General features: G+C 64.0%; 19 protein-coding genes. 10 read left to right on the top strand and 9 right to left on the bottom strand.

Going from position 1 to position 18408, the window contains the following annotated elements; genetic code table 11:
* Positions 1 to 2: 2 nt before the first annotated feature.
* The 6 genes from ABDB87_RS14685 to ABDB87_RS14660 all read right to left on the bottom strand — a co-directional run bounded on the left by ABDB87_RS14685 (position 3) and on the right by ABDB87_RS14660 (position 8066).
* Complete coding sequence (locus tag ABDB87_RS14685) at positions 3 to 380, bottom strand: sirohydrochlorin chelatase (RefSeq protein WP_345928368.1); 378 nt, start codon at positions 378 to 380, stop codon at positions 3 to 5.
* Positions 373 to 1137 (bottom strand): tRNA threonylcarbamoyladenosine dehydratase, encoded by a 765-nt coding sequence (locus ABDB87_RS14680; RefSeq protein WP_345928366.1) that lies wholly within the window; start codon positions 1135 to 1137, stop codon positions 373 to 375. Before ABDB87_RS14680 ends, ABDB87_RS14685 begins: the two co-directional genes overlap by 8 nt.
* A gap of 279 nt (positions 1138 to 1416) precedes the next feature.
* Entirely contained in the window at positions 1417 to 2013 is a 597-nt protein-coding gene (gene msrA, locus ABDB87_RS14675; RefSeq protein WP_385917202.1) for a peptide-methionine (S)-S-oxide reductase MsrA, read from the bottom strand.
* A 316-nt stretch (positions 2014 to 2329) separates the two neighbouring features.
* The gene (locus ABDB87_RS14670; RefSeq protein ID WP_345928364.1) at positions 2330 to 3727 is read right to left on the bottom strand and encodes an efflux transporter outer membrane subunit; all 1398 of its coding nucleotides are present in this window, start codon (positions 3725 to 3727) and stop codon (positions 2330 to 2332) included.
* Positions 3724 to 6867: an efflux RND transporter permease subunit gene (locus ABDB87_RS14665; protein WP_345928362.1), complete on the bottom strand. Its 3144-nt coding sequence runs from the start codon at positions 6865 to 6867 to the stop codon at positions 3724 to 3726. The genes ABDB87_RS14670 and ABDB87_RS14665 overlap by 4 nt, the downstream gene beginning before the upstream one ends.
* A 14-nt stretch (positions 6868 to 6881) precedes the next feature.
* Positions 6882 to 8066: an efflux RND transporter periplasmic adaptor subunit gene (locus tag ABDB87_RS14660; RefSeq protein ID WP_345928359.1), complete on the bottom strand. Its 1185-nt coding sequence runs from the start codon at positions 8064 to 8066 to the stop codon at positions 6882 to 6884.
* Between the two features lie 82 nt (positions 8067 to 8148).
* Between ABDB87_RS14660 and ABDB87_RS14655 the strand changes: the two genes are divergently transcribed.
* The 7 genes from ABDB87_RS14655 to ABDB87_RS14625 all read left to right on the top strand — a co-directional run bounded on the left by ABDB87_RS14655 (position 8149) and on the right by ABDB87_RS14625 (position 13707).
* Positions 8149 to 8889 (top strand): TetR family transcriptional regulator, encoded by a 741-nt coding sequence (locus tag ABDB87_RS14655; RefSeq protein WP_345928357.1) that lies wholly within the window; start codon positions 8149 to 8151, stop codon positions 8887 to 8889.
* 171 nt (positions 8890 to 9060) lie between these two features.
* Entirely contained in the window at positions 9061 to 9966 is a 906-nt protein-coding gene (locus ABDB87_RS14650) for a transporter substrate-binding domain-containing protein (protein ID WP_345928355.1), read from the top strand.
* A 97-nt stretch (positions 9967 to 10063) separates the two neighbouring features.
* Complete coding sequence (locus ABDB87_RS14645; protein WP_345928353.1) at positions 10064 to 10801, top strand: amino acid ABC transporter permease; 738 nt, start codon at positions 10064 to 10066, stop codon at positions 10799 to 10801.
* A gap of 9 nt (positions 10802 to 10810) precedes the next feature.
* Positions 10811 to 11476 carry an amino acid ABC transporter permease gene (locus tag ABDB87_RS14640; protein ID WP_345928351.1) on the top strand — a complete coding sequence of 222 codons (666 nt, stop codon included), beginning with the start codon at positions 10811 to 10813 and terminating at the stop codon, positions 11474 to 11476.
* Between the two features lie 6 nt (positions 11477 to 11482).
* Positions 11483 to 12211, top strand: a complete 729-nt coding sequence (locus tag ABDB87_RS14635) for an amino acid ABC transporter ATP-binding protein (RefSeq protein ID WP_345928349.1) — start codon at positions 11483 to 11485, stop codon at positions 12209 to 12211.
* A gap of 69 nt (positions 12212 to 12280) precedes the next feature.
* Complete coding sequence (locus ABDB87_RS14630; RefSeq protein WP_345928347.1) at positions 12281 to 13267, top strand: asparaginase; 987 nt, start codon at positions 12281 to 12283, stop codon at positions 13265 to 13267.
* A gap of 251 nt (positions 13268 to 13518) precedes the next feature.
* A complete protein-coding gene (locus ABDB87_RS14625) occupies positions 13519 to 13707 on the top strand; it encodes a hypothetical protein (RefSeq protein WP_345928345.1) in 189 nt (62 codons plus the stop codon).
* A 37-nt stretch (positions 13708 to 13744) separates the two neighbouring features.
* Here the strand turns inward: ABDB87_RS14625 and ABDB87_RS14620 are convergent, their stop codons facing one another.
* Positions 13745 to 14911: a class I SAM-dependent methyltransferase gene (locus tag ABDB87_RS14620; RefSeq protein WP_345928343.1), complete on the bottom strand. Its 1167-nt coding sequence runs from the start codon at positions 14909 to 14911 to the stop codon at positions 13745 to 13747.
* Between the two features lie 97 nt (positions 14912 to 15008).
* Here ABDB87_RS14620 and ABDB87_RS14615 point away from each other — a divergent pair, with 97 nt between their 5' ends.
* Positions 15009 to 15611, top strand: a complete 603-nt coding sequence (locus ABDB87_RS14615; RefSeq protein ID WP_345928341.1) for an LON peptidase substrate-binding domain-containing protein — start codon at positions 15009 to 15011, stop codon at positions 15609 to 15611.
* Between the two features lie 3 nt (positions 15612 to 15614).
* On the opposite strand, the gene mutY is transcribed toward ABDB87_RS14615, so the two are convergent.
* Positions 15615 to 16646 (bottom strand): A/G-specific adenine glycosylase, encoded by a 1032-nt coding sequence (gene mutY / locus ABDB87_RS14610; RefSeq protein ID WP_345928340.1) that lies wholly within the window; start codon positions 16644 to 16646, stop codon positions 15615 to 15617.
* A gap of 135 nt (positions 16647 to 16781) precedes the next feature.
* Between mutY and ABDB87_RS14605 the strand changes: the two genes are divergently transcribed.
* Complete coding sequence (locus ABDB87_RS14605; RefSeq protein WP_345928338.1) at positions 16782 to 17288, top strand: flavin reductase family protein; 507 nt, start codon at positions 16782 to 16784, stop codon at positions 17286 to 17288.
* A 73-nt stretch (positions 17289 to 17361) separates the two neighbouring features.
* On the opposite strand, the gene ABDB87_RS14600 is transcribed toward ABDB87_RS14605, so the two are convergent.
* Positions 17362 to 17886 (bottom strand): PIN domain-containing protein, encoded by a 525-nt coding sequence (locus tag ABDB87_RS14600; protein ID WP_345928336.1) that lies wholly within the window; start codon positions 17884 to 17886, stop codon positions 17362 to 17364.
* A gap of 56 nt (positions 17887 to 17942) precedes the next feature.
* On the opposite strand from ABDB87_RS14600, the gene ABDB87_RS14595 reads away from it, so the two are divergent.
* On the top strand, positions 17943 to 18395 hold the full coding sequence (locus ABDB87_RS14595) for a reverse transcriptase-like protein (RefSeq protein WP_345928333.1): 453 nt from the start codon (positions 17943 to 17945) through the stop codon (positions 18393 to 18395).
* Positions 18396 to 18408: the final 13 nt, after the last annotated feature.

Below are 18408 nucleotides of genomic sequence, written 5' to 3'. Positions count from 1 at the left end.
GCTCAACGCCCTTGTGCAGCCTCCCGCAAAACGACATCCGCCATGGCATCAAGAACGGCTTGCGCTTCGCCCAGCACCGGCTGCAGGCGGATATCGGCCTGCGGATGACGAATGGCGGCCGCCTCCAGCATCACCGGCACATCCCTGCGCACATGCCCGCCCTGAGCCAGAAAGACCGGCACGATCTCGATGCGCGTCGCACCGCTTGCCACGGCCGCATCGATCGCTTCCGGCAGCGAGGGCGCCATGAACTCCAGAAAAGCGACGCCGACCTGGCTGGCAGGGGCACGGGCCGCCACCCGGTCACGCAGGCGCTCCAGCGGCCCGGCCCAGGACGGATCACGCGCGCCATGTGCAAACAGAATCAACGCTTCACTCATTCTCTTTCCCTTGCTTCAGGATTCCCAACGCGGCAGACGCGGCAAGGAATCCGAACGGTGCCGTCACACAGACCGCCGAGCCATAACCCGCGCAGGACAGCCCCTGAGGCGCCTCCCCGGTCTCGCACGCGACGGGCCGCTGCAACGGCTCGCTGGAATACACCGTCTGGATGCCGAAGCGCCGCTTTGGATCTTTCGGAAAACCGTGCAGCTTGCGCAACTGCGCCCGGACCCGAGCCAGCAGCGGATCCTGCTCCGTGCGGGCCAGATCATCCATCCGGATCAGTGCAGGGTCCTGCTTGCCGCCCGCGCCACCCGCCATGACAAGCGGAATATCCTTTGCCACGCTCCAGGCCGCCATGGCCACCTTGATGCGAACCTGGTCGATGGCATCAATGATGACATCATGACCGGCCAGCAATTCTTCCAGATTCCCCTCTGTCACGAAATCCTCGACAGTCCTCACCCGGCACGCCGGATTGATGGCATGCACGCGTTCCCGCATGGCCTCGACCTTGGCCTTGCCCCAGACATCATCCAGCGCATGGATCTGACGATTGGCGTTCGATTCGGCCACCATATCGAGATCGATCAGCGTCAGTTGCCCGACGGCACTGCGGGCCAGGGCTTCAACGGCCCACGACCCTACCCCGCCAATTCCCACCACGCAGACATTTGCTTCGGCAAAGGCCCGCGCTGCATCCTCGCCGTAGAGGCGCCCTACTCCGCCGAAACGGCGTCCTGCGTCCACACTCATTCCCTTCCTTTCAGCCGGACCCGCACATCACGACGGCGAATCCAGGATCTTTCTTTCCGCATGCTGCGGGATCATTCCGGCGCAGCCCTCGCCATGAAAGCACAGAAGCGTGCGTCGCCGCACGGCCACCCGAGAAAATGCATTCAGCATGACGAGGACGGCCCCGGCGGCGTGCGTCTGCCACGCCGGCAGCATCGGCCCCCATCTGTGCGAAACCCGGAGTCCCGTCCCTTTTCAAAAGGCGCGAGGGTCACGAACCGCACAGACGACGCCCGCCCCTCACTCGCTCCTGAGGAGTGACGCAAAGCGCTGCCGGAAGCGGGCCAGTTTTGGCGCAATGACATAGGCGCAGTAACCCTGCCCCGGATTGCGCTCGAAATAATCGTGGTGATACGCCTCCGCAACATGGAACTCGCTCGCCGGCACAAGCTGGGTCACGATCGGATCATCGAACACGCCTGTCGACCCGAGCTCGTGCAGCAGATGCTCGGCCTGATCCCGCTGGGCCTCGCTGCACCAGAAGATCGCAGAACGATATTGCGTGCCGACATCATTCCCCTGACGGTTGAGCTGGGTCGGGTCGTGCGTGGCAAAGAACACACGCAGGATATCCAGGTAGCTCAGCTGCGCCGGGTCGAACTGGATCCGGACCGCTTCCGCATGCCCGGTTTCGCCGCCACAGACCGCCTCGTAATTTGCCGAGTCTGACAACTTGCCACCGATATAGCCGGGCTCCACCCGAAGCACGCCACGCACCCGGGCGAAGACCGCCTCGGTACACCAGAAGCAGCCTCCTGCCAGTATTGCGAGCTGCTTCTCACCCGAACCGGAAGCCAGCGCCATTGCGCCGGAAGATGCATCGATGCCATCTGTCACGTTTTTCTTCCTTTCGCCCTTCAGGGTGTTGTTGTCAGGCAATAAAAACATAAAATTCAAGAAATACACTGACTTCGTTCTGCCATGAATCAGCACTGCACGGCAGAATGATTTCTTTCCGAAGTAAAGCACATGTGCGGCAAAGCATCGCCGGGCATGTGCGATACCGCCGTTCGGTTTTCACAGAGGCCGCTACGGGTCTGTCTCCAATCTGTCCAATTGGGGCCGTTACCTCCGGGTAACGGCCGTTTTTTTGGCTGTCCGCGAAAAAAAACGCGCCATCACTGGCGCGTTTCCTTTGACATGACGAGCACGCTCACTCCTTGATGCCGCCACCGAGCTGGCGGTAGAGCGTGACACGGTTCACCGCCTCGGACAGGCGCGTACCGATCAGTGCCTGCTGCGCCGCATATTGCGTGCGCTGCGCGTCCAGCACGGTGAGATAGTCATCGACGCCACGGTCGTAACGCGCCTGAGAGAGCCGCAACGCATCACTCGCGGCCTTTTCATAGGCCACACGCGCGTCGAGCTGCTCGGCGATGGTCGCCCGGGTCGCGAGCGTATCTGCCACGTCGCGGAATGCGCTCTGCACCGTTTTCTCGTAGGTCGCGACCTGAGCCGTCCGGCTGGCTTCCGCTGCATCGAGATTGGCCTTGTTCGCTCCGCCGGCAAACAGCGGGATGCTGATCTGCGGGGCGAACGACCAGGTGCGGGACTCGCCCTGGAACAGGTTCTCCAGCGACGGGCTGGCAAAGCCGATCGAGGAGGTCAGGCTGATACGCGGGAAGAAGGCCGCGCGCATCGCGCCGATGTTGGCGTTCGCCGCAATCAGGTTCTGCTCCGCAGCGCGCACGTCCGGCCGGCGCAGCAGGGTTTCGGCGGGCAGGCCCGCCGGCAGCTCGGCAATCGAGGTCACTGCCGCCCCACCCAGACTCGCCGGCAGCAGATCGTCGGACACCGGTGCGCCCACCAGCAGGTTGAGCGCATTGAGATCCTGTTCGACCAGCGCGGTGTAGCTCGCCGCATCGACACGCGCCGATTCCGCGGTCGTCCGCGCCTGCGCCAGAACCAGGCCGGAAGCCGTGCCAACGTCAAAGCGGCGCTGCACCAGCTTCAGGTTCTCGCGCTGTGCGTCCAGCGTGCGACGGGAAAACGCCAGCCGCTCACGATCCGCGGCCAGCGTCAGCCAGGCATTGGCCACTTCCGCCACAAGGCTGATCTGCGTCGCGCGCTGCGTTTCCTCGGTCGACAGGTAAGCAGCCAGCGCCTGTTCCTTGAGACTCTGAATGCGACCGAAGAGGTCCAGTTCCCAGCTCGAAATGCCCACACCCGCCGTGTAGCTGCGGCTCACCCGCTCCTGCCCGGTCGTAGACATTGCGGCCGTCGTGCGCGAGGCGGATTCCGCTCCTGTGGCCGCAATGGTCGGCAGCTGTGCTGCGCGTTGCACGCCGTATTGCGCGCGCGCCTTCTCGATGTTGGCCGTTGCCACACGCAGGTCACGGTTGTTGGCCAGCGCCTGCTCGACGACACGGCGCAGTTTCTCGTCGGCGAAGAACTCGCGCCAGCCGATGTCGGCCGCTGCGCGATCGCCCCCGCCAGCAGCCTTCCAGGTCTGCGGCACCGGTGCTTCAGGGCGCTCGTAGTGCGGTGCCATGGAGCAGGCGCTCAGCACGGCGGCGCTCAGGACGAGCAGTGAAAAACGATGCTTCATCATGCTTCCTCCTTCTTGCCGGCTTCGATCTGACCGCGCTGGGGCGGCGTGTACTTCCAGATGCTGCGCACGACAACGAAGAACAGGGGAATCCAGAAAATACCCAGCAGGGTGGCGGAAATCACGCCACCCAGCACGCCGGTACCGATCGCGTTCTGACCGCCGGAGCCTGCGCCCGAAGCCAGTGCCAGCGGCAGCACGCCAAGGCCGAACGCAAGCGAGGTCATCAGGATCGGACGCAGACGCATGCGAACGGCCTGCATGGTCGCGTCGACCAGCTCATGCCCGTCTTCCTGCAATTGCTTGGCAAACTCGACGATCAGGATCGCGTTCTTGGCTGCCAGGCCGACGGTGGTCAGCAGACCCACCTGGAAGAACACGTCGTTCGACAGACCGCGCCCGGTTGCGGCGAGCAGCGCGCCCGCCACGCCCAGCGGCACGACCAGCATGACCGAGAACGGGATCGACCAGCTCTCATAGAGCGCCGCCAGACAGAGGAAGACCACCAGCAGCGAGATCGCGTAGAGCGCGGGCGCCTGCGAGCCGGCCTTCCGCTCTTCATACGAGATGCCCGTCCACTCATAGCCGACGCCCTGGGGCAGCCTGGCTGCGATTTCCTCCACCGCCTGCATCGCTGCACCGGTACTCAGGCCGGGCACGGGTTGGCCGACGATTTCCGCCGAGGGGTTGCCGTTGTAGCGCTCGAGGCGAGGCGAGCCGAACGTCCAGCGGCCGGTGGCAAAAGCCGAGAAAGGCACCATGTCACCCGAGGTATTGCGCACAAACCACTTGTCCAGATCGCTGGGCAGCATGCGTGAATCCGCCTCGCCCTGCATGTAGACCTTCTTCACACGCCCCTTGTCGATGAAGTCGTTAACATAAGCGCTCCCCCAGGCGGTCGACAGCGTGGTGTTGATGTCGGACAGCGAGAGGCCCAGTGCCGAGGCGCGATGCGAGTCCACGTCGACCTGGTACTGCGGCGTGTCTTCCTGACCGTTCGGACGCACGCCGACGAGGCGCTTGTCCTGCATGGCCATGCCGAGGAACTGGTTACGCGCGGCCATGAGCGTGTCATGCCCGACACCGGAGCGGTCCACCAGCTTCACGTCGAAGCCGGATGCGTTGCCGAGCTCGCTCACGGCCGGCGGCACGATGGCAAAGACCATTGCGTCACGAATCCGGGAGAAAGCCCCCATCGCGCGACCGGCCACGGCCTTGACGTTCTGTCCGGCGCCTTTGCGTTCTTCCCAGGGCTTGAGCAGCACGAAGGCGATACCGGTGTTCTGACCGCTACCCGCGAAGCTGAAGCCCGCCGCGGCAAACACCGACTGTACGGCCGGCTCCTTGGTCAGGAAGTGCTCCTCGACCTGCTTGACCACCTCGAGCGTACGCTCCTGAGTGGCGCCCGCCGGCAGCTGGATCAGGGTGAACAGCACGCCCTGGTCCTCATCCGGCAGAAAGGATGTCGGCAGCCGGATGAACAGCGCAGCGACCCCGGCAATGATGAGTGCATACACGAACATGAAGAGTCCGCGACGGCCGAGGATATTGCCCACACCGCGGGTGTAGCGCAGCACGCCGGCTTCGAAAACCCGGTTGAAGCCACGGAAGAACCAGTTGTGCGACTCATGCCCGCCATGAGCGGCCGGCTTGAGCAGCGTGGCACACAGGGCCGGCGTCAGCACCAGCGCCACTACCACCGAAAGGATCATCGCGGACACGATGGTGATCGAGAACTGGCGATAGATCACGCCGGTCGAGCCGCCGAAGAAGGCCATCGGCACGAACACCGCAGAGAGCACCAGCGCGATACCGACCAGGGCTCCGGTGATCTGATCCATCGATTTGCGCGTGGCCTCGTAGGGCGACAGGCCCTCTTCGTTCATCACCCGCTCGACGTTTTCCACCACCACGATCGCATCATCGACGAGCAGACCGATTGCCAGCACCAGACCGAACATGGTCAGGACGTTGATCGAGTAGCCGAAGGCCGCGAGCACGCCGAAGGTCCCCAGCAGCACGACCGGCACCGCGATCGTCGGGATCAGCGTGGCACGGAAGTTCTGCAGGAAGAGCCACATCACCAGGAAAACCAGGATCACCGCTTCAATCAGCGTCCAGATCACTTCCTTGATCGAGGCCTTCACGAAAGGCGTGGTGTCATACGGCACGACCGCCTTCACGCCAGCCGGGAAGAAAGGCTCCAGCTCCTTGAGCTTGGCGCGCACGGCCGTCGCAGTGGCGAGCGCGTTGGCATTGGCAGCGAGCTTGACGGCCAGACCGGATGCCGGCTTGCCACCGAAGCGCGCGGTCACGGCGTAGTTCTCGCCGCCCAGCTCGATGCGCGCCACATCCTTCAGACGCACCGCCGAACCGTCGGCCTTGGTGTGCAGCAGGATCTCGCCAAACTGCTCGGGTGTCTGCAGACGGCTCTGGACGTTGATCGTTGCGTTGAGCTGCTGGCCTTTCACTGCGGGCGTACCGCCCAGCTGACCGGCAGACACCTGAACGTTCTGCGCGCTGATGGCCGAACTCACATCCGAAGGCGTGAGCTTGTAGCTGTTGAGCTTGGCCGGGTCCAGCCAGATCCGCATCGCATACTGCGAACCGAAGAGCTGCACTTCGCCCACACCCTCGACGCGGCTGATCGGGTCGATCACGTTGGCCACCATGTAGTCGGCCAGGTCGACCTGGGTCATGTCATCGGAATCGGAGACGAAACCCACCACCATCAGGAAGCTGCTGGAAGTCTTGGCGACCGAAACCCCCTGGCTCTGCACCGCTTGCGGCAGCAGGGACATGGCGGTCTGCAGCTTGTTCTGCACCTGGACCTGGGCAATGTCGGGATTGGTGCCCGCCGCGAAGGTCAGCGTGATGCTGACGCTGCCGGCTGCATCGCTGGTGGAGCTCATGTAGAGCAGGCCGTCCAGCCCCTTCATCTTCTGTTCGATGACCTGGGTAACCGAGTCTTCCAGCGTCTTGGCCGACGCACCCGGGTAGCTTGCGCTGATCCCCACGGTGGGCGGTGCGATCGATGGGTACTGCGAAACGGGAAGCTTCTCGATGGAAAGCGCACCGGCCAGCATGATGACCAGTGCGATCACCCATGCAAAGATCGGGCGATCAATGAAAAAACGTGCCATGAATCCTCTCCTTCTCAGCGGCCAGCGGCCGGTGCCGAGGCGGCGGCAAGGGGAACAGCCTTGATCACGGTACCGGGACGCAGGCGCTGCAGGCCTTCGACGATGACCTGGTCACCCGCCTTGAGTCCGTCGGAGACCAGCCACTTGTCGCCAATGGCCTTCTCGGTCTGGATGACCTTGGGCATGAATTGCCCGTCGGGCATCGCGAGCATCACGGTCGCCTCGCCCTTCGTGTTGCGAGTCACGGCCTGCTGCGGGATCAGGATGCTGCCTTCGCGCACGCCCGTCTCCAGCTTCGCGCGCACGAACATGCCGGGCAGCAGCTCACCCTTCGGATTGGGGAACACGGCGCGCACCGACACGCTGCCGGTACCGGCATCCACCGTCACATCGGTAAAGGCCAGCTTGCCTGTCTTCGAATAAATGCTTCCGTCATCGAGCACGAGCTTGACGCTCGCCTGTCCGTCACCGGTGCGCTTGAGCACACCGGACTCGAGATCACGCCGCAGGCGGGCCAGTTCGCTCACGGACTGTGTCACGTCCACATAGATCGGGTCGAGCTGCTGCACCGTGGCCAGCGCGGTTGTCTGGCTGGCCGTCACAAGGGCGCCCTGCGTGACGCTGGACTTGCCGATCCGGCCGGAGATCGGCGACTTGACCGCCGCATAGCCGAGGTTCAGCGCCGCGGTCGAAGCGGCCGCCCGGTTGGCGGCCACATCCGCTTCGGCCTGCTTGAGTGCGGCATCCGCGTCGTCGTAGTCCTGCTGGCTGACGGCCTTGATGCTCACCAGTTCCTTGTAACGCTCCGCCTTCTGACGCGCCGTCACCAGGGTCGCTTCGGAGCGCGCCAGCGCGGCCTTCGCGCTTTCCACACTGTTGCGGAAGCTGGCCGGATCAATCTGGTAGAGCGTCTGTCCGGCCTTCACTTCGCCGCCTTCGTTGAAGAGTCGCTGCAGCACGATTCCGCCAACCTGGGGCCGGATTTCAGCCACGGCAAAGGGCGACGTGCGTCCCGGCAGGCTGGTCTCCATGCCGACGGCAGTGGGAGTGACGCTCACCACGCCGACTTCGGCGGGCGGCATCTGGCCGCCCTGCTGCGCGCCGGCACCGTCCTTCTTGCCACACGCACCGAGCGCCAGCACGACCAGGGCGCCCATGACCGCTGCGGGAATCGTTTTCTTGTAGGGGGATTGCTTCATGACACTCTCCATGACGGGGAACTGACCGGCCACCAGCCGGATTTCAATGCAGCCTGCACAACTCCGGATACGGATACAGATCTTGCATCCTGATCGCACCGAACTATACATACATCCATGCATGTATGTAAGTCTTGCGATAAAATCGGTTCTGGTGACACACAAAGGAGGCCTGATGGTCCGCAAGACAAAAGAGGAGGCCCAGGCTACCCGCGAACAACTTCTTGACGCTGCAGAACGCCTGTTCAGCGAGAACGGCGTCAGTGCGACCTCCTTGAACGATATTGCCCGGGCCGCTGCGCTGACGCGGGGCGCTGTCTACTGGCATTTCGAAAACAAGAGCGACCTGCTGATGGCGCTCTGGGATCGCGTCGCCCTGCCAATCGAGCAGGCCTTTGCCGACGCCGACCGGGATGTGGGGAACGACACCCTGCTGCTCATCGAGCGAAAATCGTGCTGGATCGCTGACAATATAGAAAAAAATGATCGGATCCGCCTGCTGATGAACATCCTGATGCTGCGCTGCGAGTTCGCCACGGAAACCGCGAGCGCACGCACGCACTTTCTGAACATCCGTGAAGAATGCATCGGCGAGGTGCGTCAGCATTTCGAAGTCGCCATCAAGTCCGGTAGACTGGCGCCCTGCGTCAACGCGGAGCAGGCTGCCATGGGCCTCTTCGGCCTGACGGACGGGATATGCTTTCACTGGCTGATCCAGCCCGAACGCTTCCTGATCGCCGAAACCACGCGTAACGCGGTCAGGGCGTACCTGCGAGGCCTGCAGGCCGAGGGAAAGTCCTCACGCCCCAAGTCAGTGCAATAAGGTGCAATATTGCACGCGCGCGCCAGGCGAATGCCCGGCGGCAGTTGCTCGTCCCCGTGGAAACAGCTTCCATAACAGGGTTTTATGCCCGTTGGTACGGTTTTCGCATGAAAATCGCACCGCCAGCCCGGCACGCCCGGACCGGTTCAATGCAATGAACAGGAGAACTCAATGAAGAAAATGCACGTGCTCGTCGCCCTCTCACTCGGTTGCAGCATCGGCCTCGCCGGCGCCCAGCAAGTCGATGGCACGCTCAAGAAGGTTGCCGACAGCAAGGCCATCACGCTCGGTATCCGCGAATCCTCGTTCCCGCTCTCCTACCTCGATGCAAGCCAGAAGCCCATCGGCTACCACATCGACATCTGCAACGCGATTGCTGATGCCGTCAAGGCCAAGCTGAAACTGGCCAGCCTGGAAGTGAAGACCCAGGCCGTCACCTCGCAGAACCGCATCCCGCTGGTGGTCAACGGCACGGTTGACCTCGAGTGCGGCTCGACGACCAACAACATGGATCGTCAGAAGCAGGTCGCTTTCGCACCGACGACCTTCGTGACCAACGTCCGCATGGCGGTGAAGAAGGCCTCCGGCATCACCGATCTGGATCAGCTTGGCGGCAAGCCGGTTGCAACCACTACCGGCACCACCAGCGTGCAGCTGATGCGCGCCCATGAGAAGGGCAAGAACGTCGACTTCAAGGAAGTCTATGGCAAGGACCACGCTGACTCCTTCCTGATGCTCGAAACCGATCGCGCCGTGGCCTTCGTGATGGACGACAACCTGCTGGCGGGCCTCATCGCCAGTTCCAAGAATCCGGCGGACTACGCGCTGGTTGGCTCGCCGCTGTCGATCGAACCAATCGCCATCATGCTGCGCAAGGACGACCCGCAGTTCAAGGCGGTGGTTGACGACACGGTCAAGGCCATGGCCAAGAGCGGCGAGCTCAACAAGCTCTACGCCAAGTGGTTCATGGCGCCGATCCCGCCCAAGGGCATCAACCTGAACTTCGCCATGAGCGATACGCTCAAGAGTGCGATTGCCAGCCCGAATGAGAATCCGGCCGAGTCGTACAAGAAGTAAGCGCTGCTCGCAGTAAATCGGGGGAACGGCGCGTGCGCCGTTCCCCTTCGTGTTGCAGGAAGACGGGCGTTCAGAGGCCCGTCCGGGGAGAAACCGAGTGAATTACCACTGGAACTGGGGAATTTTTTTCCAGACCATTCCTTCAGGCGACGAGACCTACCTGACGTGGGTCCTGCACGGCCTGTGCTGGACTGTCGCCATTTCGCTGTCGGCCTGGATCATCGCGCTGGTGCTGGGCAGCATTGTCGGCACGCTGCGTACGGTGCCGCACCGCGGCATCGCCATGATCGGCCATACCTGGGTCGAATTTTTCCGTAATGTCCCGCTGCTGATGCAGCTCTTCGTGTGGTTCTTCGTCGTTCCGGAACTGCTGCCGCGCGACCTCTCGCTGTGGGTCAAGCAGGACATGCCCGCCAAGGAATTCATCACTGCCGTGCTGGCACTGGGCCTTTTCACCTCGGCACGTGTCGCCGAACAGGTGCGTGCTGGCATCCAGGCCCTGCCCCGCGGCCAGCGCAACGCGGGTCTGGCGCTGGGCTTCACCACCGCCCAGACCTATCGCTTCGTGCTGCTGCCGATGGCTTTCCGGATCATCATCCCGCCACTGACCTCCGAGTTCATGAACACCTTCAAGAACTCCGGCGTGGCCTATGCCGTAGGCGTCTGGGAGCTGATCTTCGTGTCGCGCCAGATGGTCGAGGAAACCGGCGGCCAGGTCATCGAGTCTCTGCTGGTGCCGACCGTGCTGTACATCCTCTGCTCCTATGCAGCCAACCGCATCATGTCCGTGATTGAACGCCGCACGCATGTGCCCGGCTTCATCGTGGCGAAATAAGGAACGGACATGCTCAGCAATCTCGATTTTTCAGTCATTGCGCTGGCCTGGCAGTCGATTCTCAAGGGCCTCGCCTTCAGTCTTGAACTGACCATCATCTCGATGATCGGTGGTGTCATCCTCGGCACCCTGCTGGCACTCGCCCGCCTTTCCGGCGGCAAGTTCCTCGCCAGCGCAGCCAAGATCTATGTCGACATCATGCGGTCAGTCCCCCTGCTGATGATGATCCTGTGGTTCTTCTTCCTGATTCCGCTGATCACCGGCTCGCCGATCGGCCAGGAAAAGTCCGCGATCATTACCTTCACGCTGTTCCAAGCGGCCTTCTACAGCGAAATCATGCGCGCAGGCATCCAGAGCATTCCGCGCGGTCAGGTCAATGCGGCACTGGCCATCGGCATGAGCTACTGGCAGGCGATGGGCCATGTGATCCTGCCCCAGGCCTTCCGCAACATGGTGCCGGTGCTGCTGACCCAGACCTTCATCCTGTTCCAGGATACCTCGCTGGTGTATGCCATCGGCGCCACCGACATGCTCAAGGCGGCGGAAAACGCAGGCATGCTCTACGGCCGTACGGTCGAGATGTACCTGTTCGTCTCCGTCATCTATTTCGTCATCTGCTTCTCGCTGTCCATGTTCGTCAAGTACATGAACAAGCGCATCGCCATCATCCGGTAAGTCACCATGATCCAGATCCAGAACGTTTCCAAGTGGTACGGCCAGTTCCAGGTCCTGACCGATTGCACCACCAGCATTTCCAAGGGTGAAGTGGTTGTCGTCTGCGGCCCTTCGGGCTCGGGCAAATCCACGCTGATCAAGACCGTCAACGGCCTTGAGCCGATCCAGCAGGGCAAGATCATCGTCAACGGCATCCAGATCAATGATCCGGCTACCGATCTGCCCAAGCTGCGTTCGCATGTGGGCATGGTATTCCAGCACTTCGAACTCTTCCCGCACATGAGCATCACCGACAATCTTGCCATCGGCCAGATCAAGGTACTCGGCCGCAGCAAGGACGAAGCCCATGAGCGCGGCCTCAAGCTGCTCGATCGCGTCGGCCTCAAGGCGCATGCCAACAAGTACCCCGGCGAGCTCTCGGGTGGCCAGCAGCAGCGCGTGGCCATCGCCCGTGCGCTGTCGATGGACCCGATCTGCATGCTCTTCGACGAGCCCACCTCGGCGCTGGACCCGGAAATGATCAACGAAGTGCTCGACGTGATGGTCGAACTCGCGCAGGAAGGCATGACCATGATGGTCGTGACCCACGAAATGGGCTTTGCCCGCAAGGTGGCTCACCGCGTCGTGTTCATGGATCACGGCCAGATCGTGGAAGACGCCTCGAAGGACGACTTTTTCGGCAAGCCCCGCTCGGATCGCGCCCAGCAGTTCCTCTCCAAGATCCTCAATCACTGAGCCTCGGCGAGACCCGCTAGAATCAGCGCGCCGGCCTGACCGGCGCGTTTTCGTTAACCCGCAGACACGATGCCTACCCTCGCCCTCATCGCCACCGGCGGCACGATTGCCGGAAGTGGTCCGCAGCACCACTACACCGCCGGCGTGCTGGATGCCTCCGTTCTGCTTGCGGCGGTGCCGGAGCTGGCCGCGCTGGCGGCATGGCAGGTTGAGCAGCCCTTCTCGATCGACAGCCGCGACATGCAACCGGCACACTGGCTGGATCTGGCCGCACGCATCAGGCAGTTGCAGGTCGATCCCTCAGTCGATGGCATCGTGATCACCCACGGCACCGACACCCTAGAAGAAACCGCCTTTGCGCTGCATCTGCTGGTGGAAACCACCAAACCGGTGGTCCTGACCGCCGCGATGCGCCCCGCCAGCGCGCGCTCGGCCGACGGCCCGCTGAACCTGCTTCATGCTGCATGCACGGCGCTGGACCCGCTCGCCGCCCTTCACGGCGTACTCGTGACGGCCGATGCCAGCGTCATTCACGCGGCAGATCTGCTCAAGGCTCACACCCACAAGACCGACGCCCTGCGCTGCATCGAAGGCCGTGGTCTGGCAGGGCAGATCATGGCCGACACGGTTCGCTGGCAGACCGCCGCGCCGCAGCGCCTTGGCCTGCCCGAGCTGCTCGCCCTCTCGGCCGGCGTGCAACTTCCGCGGGTAGACGTCCTCAGCGCCCACGCCGGCGCATCGGCGGACCTGATCGACTTCTGCGTCACCGCGGGCGCACGCGGCCTCGTCCTGGCGCTCACCGGCCACGGCAGCATCCCGGCGGACTGGCGTACCGCGCTGGATCGAGCCCGCAGCGCCGGCGTCCAGGTCGTGCGGGCCAGCCGGATCAGCGCTGGCGGAGTGTGGCCGGGCTGCAACGAAGACGACGAAGCCTGCGGCTGTATCGCTGCCGGGCCTCACACGCCGCAACAGGCCCGCGTGCTTCTCATGCTGGCGCTCGCAGCCCTCCCCGACATCACGCGAAGCCGCCTCGCCGGGCTCTTCTCGCCGGACTGACACGCCTTTCGTCGGGCCGCCCCGCAAAGTTCCGCGTCATGCCCACTGGTCGCCTTGCGAGGCTCCCGGGCTGGCGATTGAATCAGTCCATCCCGCTGCAATTTCGTGCGAAACAATGCTTTGCAGATCTGCCCCAAACCCTGACTCAAGTCGGGTTGGCTGCAACCGTTCTGAGCCGGAATGACGCCTACCCAGCGTCAGCAGGAAGTCTGGACATCCGTCCGGGCCACGACCACGAAGATGGTGACGCCATGACACTCGACGCACATTCCGCCCCCACGGAGACGCCCGCCTACAGCGATGAGGTGCTCAATGCAAGCTGGCTGCCGCAGCCCGCGCTGACGCTTTCTGAGCTCTCCGTCCAGACCGCGCGAGCGCGCAGTCAGGCCGTAGCCGATCCCGAAACCTTCCTGCAGCGCATCTACCGCGTTCAGGAGTGAATGGCCGGCCAGCCTTCACGGCCCCGTACGCAGGCGCTCAGAGCGCGTGCGTACGGTCTCCGCGCAGCATGCCCAGCAAGGGCTGGTCGATGCCGCGAGTCAGGGCGAGCACCTTGAAGAGCTCGCCCATCTCGTGCGGCGCAACCAGCCGCAGCGCCGCGCGGGAGGCCCGCAGATACGCCGCCGAATCCACCGGGCCTGCCTCGGCCAGCAATGCGAGCAATCCGCAGTTGTTGAGAAAGCTCGCCTGGCTGGTATAGCCCGCCACCGTGAATCCCGCGCCATGCCCGGCTTCGGCAATGGCGGTGAAATCGACAAAGCTCGTGATGTCGTTGAGGCCGGGCCACAACAGCACTTCAGGATGTGCCCGGTGCCGGTAATAACACTGCAGAGTGCCACTGCTGCGGGCCGGAAGGTAGTACTCGGCCTGCGGGTAGCCATAGTCGATCAGGATCATCGCGCCCTGCAGGAGCCGGTCTGACCAGGCCTCCACCCAGGCGCGGGCCGCAAGGCAGATCTCGCTGAGATACTCGCCCTCTTCGGGCATGCTGACCGGCAACTGCCTTGCCGCTGCAAGCAGCCCCCCGGTTGCCGGACGATCTTCCCAGCAGAAAGCGCCGTCGGCGTCCAGCACGACGCCTCGTTCGAAAATGCCTCTGTCATGCCACGCAACGAGCTGGACGGGCATCACATCCAGCACCTCGTTAGCGAGCACCACGCCGGAGAACGTGTCCGGCAAACCCTCCAGCCACACCACCCGATCTGCCAGATGCGGAACGTGTTCCCGCAGGCTCTCCTGTTGACGCACGCGCAGCTCGCCCGAGAGCTCCAGAATCGCATACCGCTCGGGAAGACAGTCCAGACCTTCCAGCGCCTGCAGGAGATCGCAGGCCAGGCGCCCCGTGCCGGCGCCGACTTCGATGATCCGGGGGCCGGCAGCCTGCATGATCTGGCAAACCTGACGTGCCAGCGCATGCCCGAAAAGGGGAGAGATCTCCGGCGCGGTCACGAAGTCGCCTTCCGGCCCGAACTTGCGCGATCCACCGCTGTAGTAGCCCAGCCCCGGCTCGAACAGGGCGAGCGCCATGAAACGGTCAAAACCGATCCAGCCGCCCTCTTCGCGGATCGCGCAGGCGATGCGCTCGGCCAGTCGTGTGGAATGTTCCAGCGCATCCGCGCCGGGAGGTGGCAGGCGATCTTTCATCCCGACATTCTACCTGCCGGCACTCGCCGTCCCGCGCAAGCTCTCGGCAGCCGGAAGCCGCGGCTACAATGAGCGCCCCTTCCCGCTTTCGCAGATCATGTCCGAATCCAGCCAGCCGCTCCCCCTCTTTCCGCTGCACAGCGTCCTGTTTCCGGGTGGCGTGCTGAATCTGAGAGTGTTCGAGGCCCGCTACCTCGACATGGTGGGTCACTGCATGCGCACCGAAACGACTTTCGGCGTCTGCCTGATCGCCGAGGGTGAAGAAGTCGGCAAGCCCGCACTGGCGCACGGCGTCGGCACGGAAGCGAAAATCGTGGACTGGGACATGAGCGAGCCCGGCATCCTCGGGCTCACCATCCGTGGCGTTCGCCGCTTCCGCGTGCTGGAGCAGATCGCGGCGGAAGACGGCCTGCTGAGCGGCCGCATCGAATGGTTCGACGAAGCCCCGCCCGCCCCGGTAGCGGATCGCCACTCCGCCCTGCTGCCACTGATGAACATGATCATCCGGGACGCAGGCGAACGCGTGATTCCACCGCCCCACCACCTTGATGACGCCGCCTGGGTCGGCTACCGCTATGCCGAAGTGCTGCCGGTGCAGGCACTCGCCAAGCAGCGCCTGCTTGAGCTCGAAGACACCGACCTGCGACTCAACATCATCCAGGAATACCTGCGCCAGCAAGGGCTTCTCGGCAAGGCCTGATCCTCATTCGCCGCACAGCACGCGGCGTACCGGCGTCGGCAAGCCGAGGCTGTCGAGACGCGAGCGTTCGATCCAGCCCAGACGGCCTTCGCGCAACTGCAGCGGGCGCTTCGCCACCTGCAGTTTCCACGGCTGGATGGCCAGCCGGAAATGCGTGAAGACATGCTCCATCGCCGGCATGGCCTGCCAGCCCTCCAGCGCTTCACCGGTCAGCCGCAAAGCGGCCTCTGCCGGCGTCTCGCCCTCGACCAGCTCGGGCAGGCTGTAGAGCCCGCCCCAGATCCCGCTTGCCGGGCGCTGCTCGAGCAGGACGGCGTCATCCGCCTGCAGGACGAGCCACTCACAGCTGCGCCGCGGCACCGCCTTGCGCGGCCGGGCCGCGGGCAACTCGGCCTGACGACTCTCGCGCCGCGCCACGCAAGTCTCGCTGACCGGGCAATGCAGGCACAAGGGCTTGCTCCGGGTACACAGCGTGGCCCCCAGATCCATCTGGGCCTGCGGATAAAGCGCGATGTCACGCGCCGGCAGCAGCGTGCCGGCCAGCGCCCAGAGCGCCTGCTCCACCTTCCGCTCGCCGGGAAAACCTTCGATGCCGAAATGCCGGCACAGCACACGCTTGACGTTGCCATCCAGAATCGGCACTCGCTCATCAAAACAGAAGCAGGCAATCGCTGCAGCGGTGGAGCGCCCCACACCGGGCAGGGTTTCGAGCGCAGCCGCAGACTGCGGAAACACACCGCCGAAGTCGCTCATCACGCGCTGCGCCGCCTTGTGCAGATTGCGGGCCCGCGCGTAGTAACCCAACCCGCTCCACAGCGCCAGCACATCGTCTGCCGGCGCGGCGGCCAGGCTCGCCACATCCGGAAAACGCGCCAGAAAACGCCGGTAATACGGCATCACCGTATCCACCTGCGTCTGCTGCAGCATGATTTCGGAAAGCCACACGCGGTAGGGATCCCGTGTGCCCTGCCAGGGCAGGTCGTGCCGGCCGTGGCTGCGATGCCAGGCAATGAGTCGGTCTGCAAAATCGGTCATGCCGCGAGCCTACCATTGCCGCGGCGGGCGGCGCACCGCCTTCTGCAGGCTCAGGCAAAGCCCTGATCGGTGTGCGGTTCCTCTTGGCAGGCAAGTGGCGGATAATCGGCCGGTCGCCTGCTGTCCATAACAACGATGAACTCCCCCGCTCTGGCTTTCGATGCCACCACCTTCCGCCGCACGCTCGGCATGTTTGCCACCGGCATCACCGTCATTACCGCCCGCAACCGGGACGGCAGCCTCATCGGCCTCACGGTGAATTCCTTCAACTCGGTGTCGCTGGATCCGCCGCTGATCATCTGGAGTCTGGCCAATACCAGCTCGGTGCGCGAGGCACTGGAAACCTGCGAGTACTACGCGGTGAACGTGCTTGCGCGCGACCAGATGGAAATCTCGAATCTCTTCGCGAGCAAGACGGCAGACCGCTTCAAGGATGTGGAGTGGGAGCCGGGTCTCGGCGGAGCTCCGGTGCTCGCCGGTTGCTGCGCCGTGTTCGAGGTCCGCAACACCTTGCGCTATCCGGGTGGAGATCATGTGATCTTCGTGGGTGAGGTAGAGCGCTGTGACCGCTCGGAGCGCGAGCCGCTGATCTTTTTCAACGGCCGCTACGCCAGTCTTGCCGGCAATCCCGCCAGCGCCTGAAGCGGCGGGCAGGCGAGCAACCCGCCGCCAGCGTCACCGACATCGCCGCCGGACAAACGCCAGCAGCAGGCGCTCACGCATTCTTGACGGCCTCGCCAGCGTTTTCTTGAGCCGGCCTCTGGCCCGCATCCTCCAGAGACCGCTCGAAACTCTCGGGTGTCATGATGCGCAAGGCCTCGCGGAACGGAGATTTGCGCGCCAGCTTGAGCAGGAGCTTGTCGCGCGTCAGCAGCACGCCCGCCTCGCCTGCCCAGGCGATTTCGAGGAATTTCTGGTCGTCCCGGTCACTGCAGCGCGGCAATGTCGCCAGCGTCGCCCGCAACGCCTCGTCCGGATCAGGCAGACAATGGCTTGCTGCGACATAGCCGGCATGAATTTCCGCCTGCCGCGCCGGCTCGACGCCGAACTGGCGATAGGCCAGCACGCGGCGCAACTCGTCGAGACTGTCCGCGCGGCACAGCAGGACCGCTTCGCCGCTTTCGCAATGACTGCGCAAACGCGCCAGGGCCGGATCACGGAAATGCCACAAGGCCATGACCACATTGGTATCGAGCACCAGCCGACGGATGTCGCGCAGGGAATGTCCGCTTTCGTTCATGAGGTGATTCTACGCGCGCCGCAGGGCACGTCACCGCATTCACCGGATGCTGCGTCATGAGCGACGAAGTCTGCTGGCTCGCCTGGTGCGATGGCTGCGCGCGCCCCAACCCGGGCCGGATCGGACTGGGTGCCTTGCTGCGCGCACCTGACGGCCAGGAGTACCGGCTCTCCGAACCCGGTCCGCAACAGGGCTGCAACAACGAAGCCGAGGCGCTGGCCCTGCTCGCCACGCTGCAACGGGCACACGCGCTGGGCGCGACCTGCCTTCGGGTCGCATGCGACAGTGATGTGGTGGTACGCCTGGCCCGGGATGCCTCCGTCATGGAGGCGGTGCGGCTCGCGCCGCTGCTGGCGGACATCCGGCACGAAATGGCGAAGTTCGCGCAGCTTGAGTTGAAGTGGATACCGCAGCACCGGAACACCCAGGCCGACGAACTGGCCCGTGCCGCACTCGGCCTGCCGCCGCGTGCCCCGGCCAGGCCGCGCCGCAAGCGGCACGCGCGCTGAGCACCACACGGCC

The sequence above is a fragment of the Uliginosibacterium paludis genome (assembly GCF_039631355.1).
Lineage (GTDB): Bacteria > Pseudomonadota > Gammaproteobacteria > Burkholderiales > Rhodocyclaceae > Uliginosibacterium > Uliginosibacterium paludis.
This window is presented reverse-complemented; position numbering and strand designations above follow the sequence as displayed.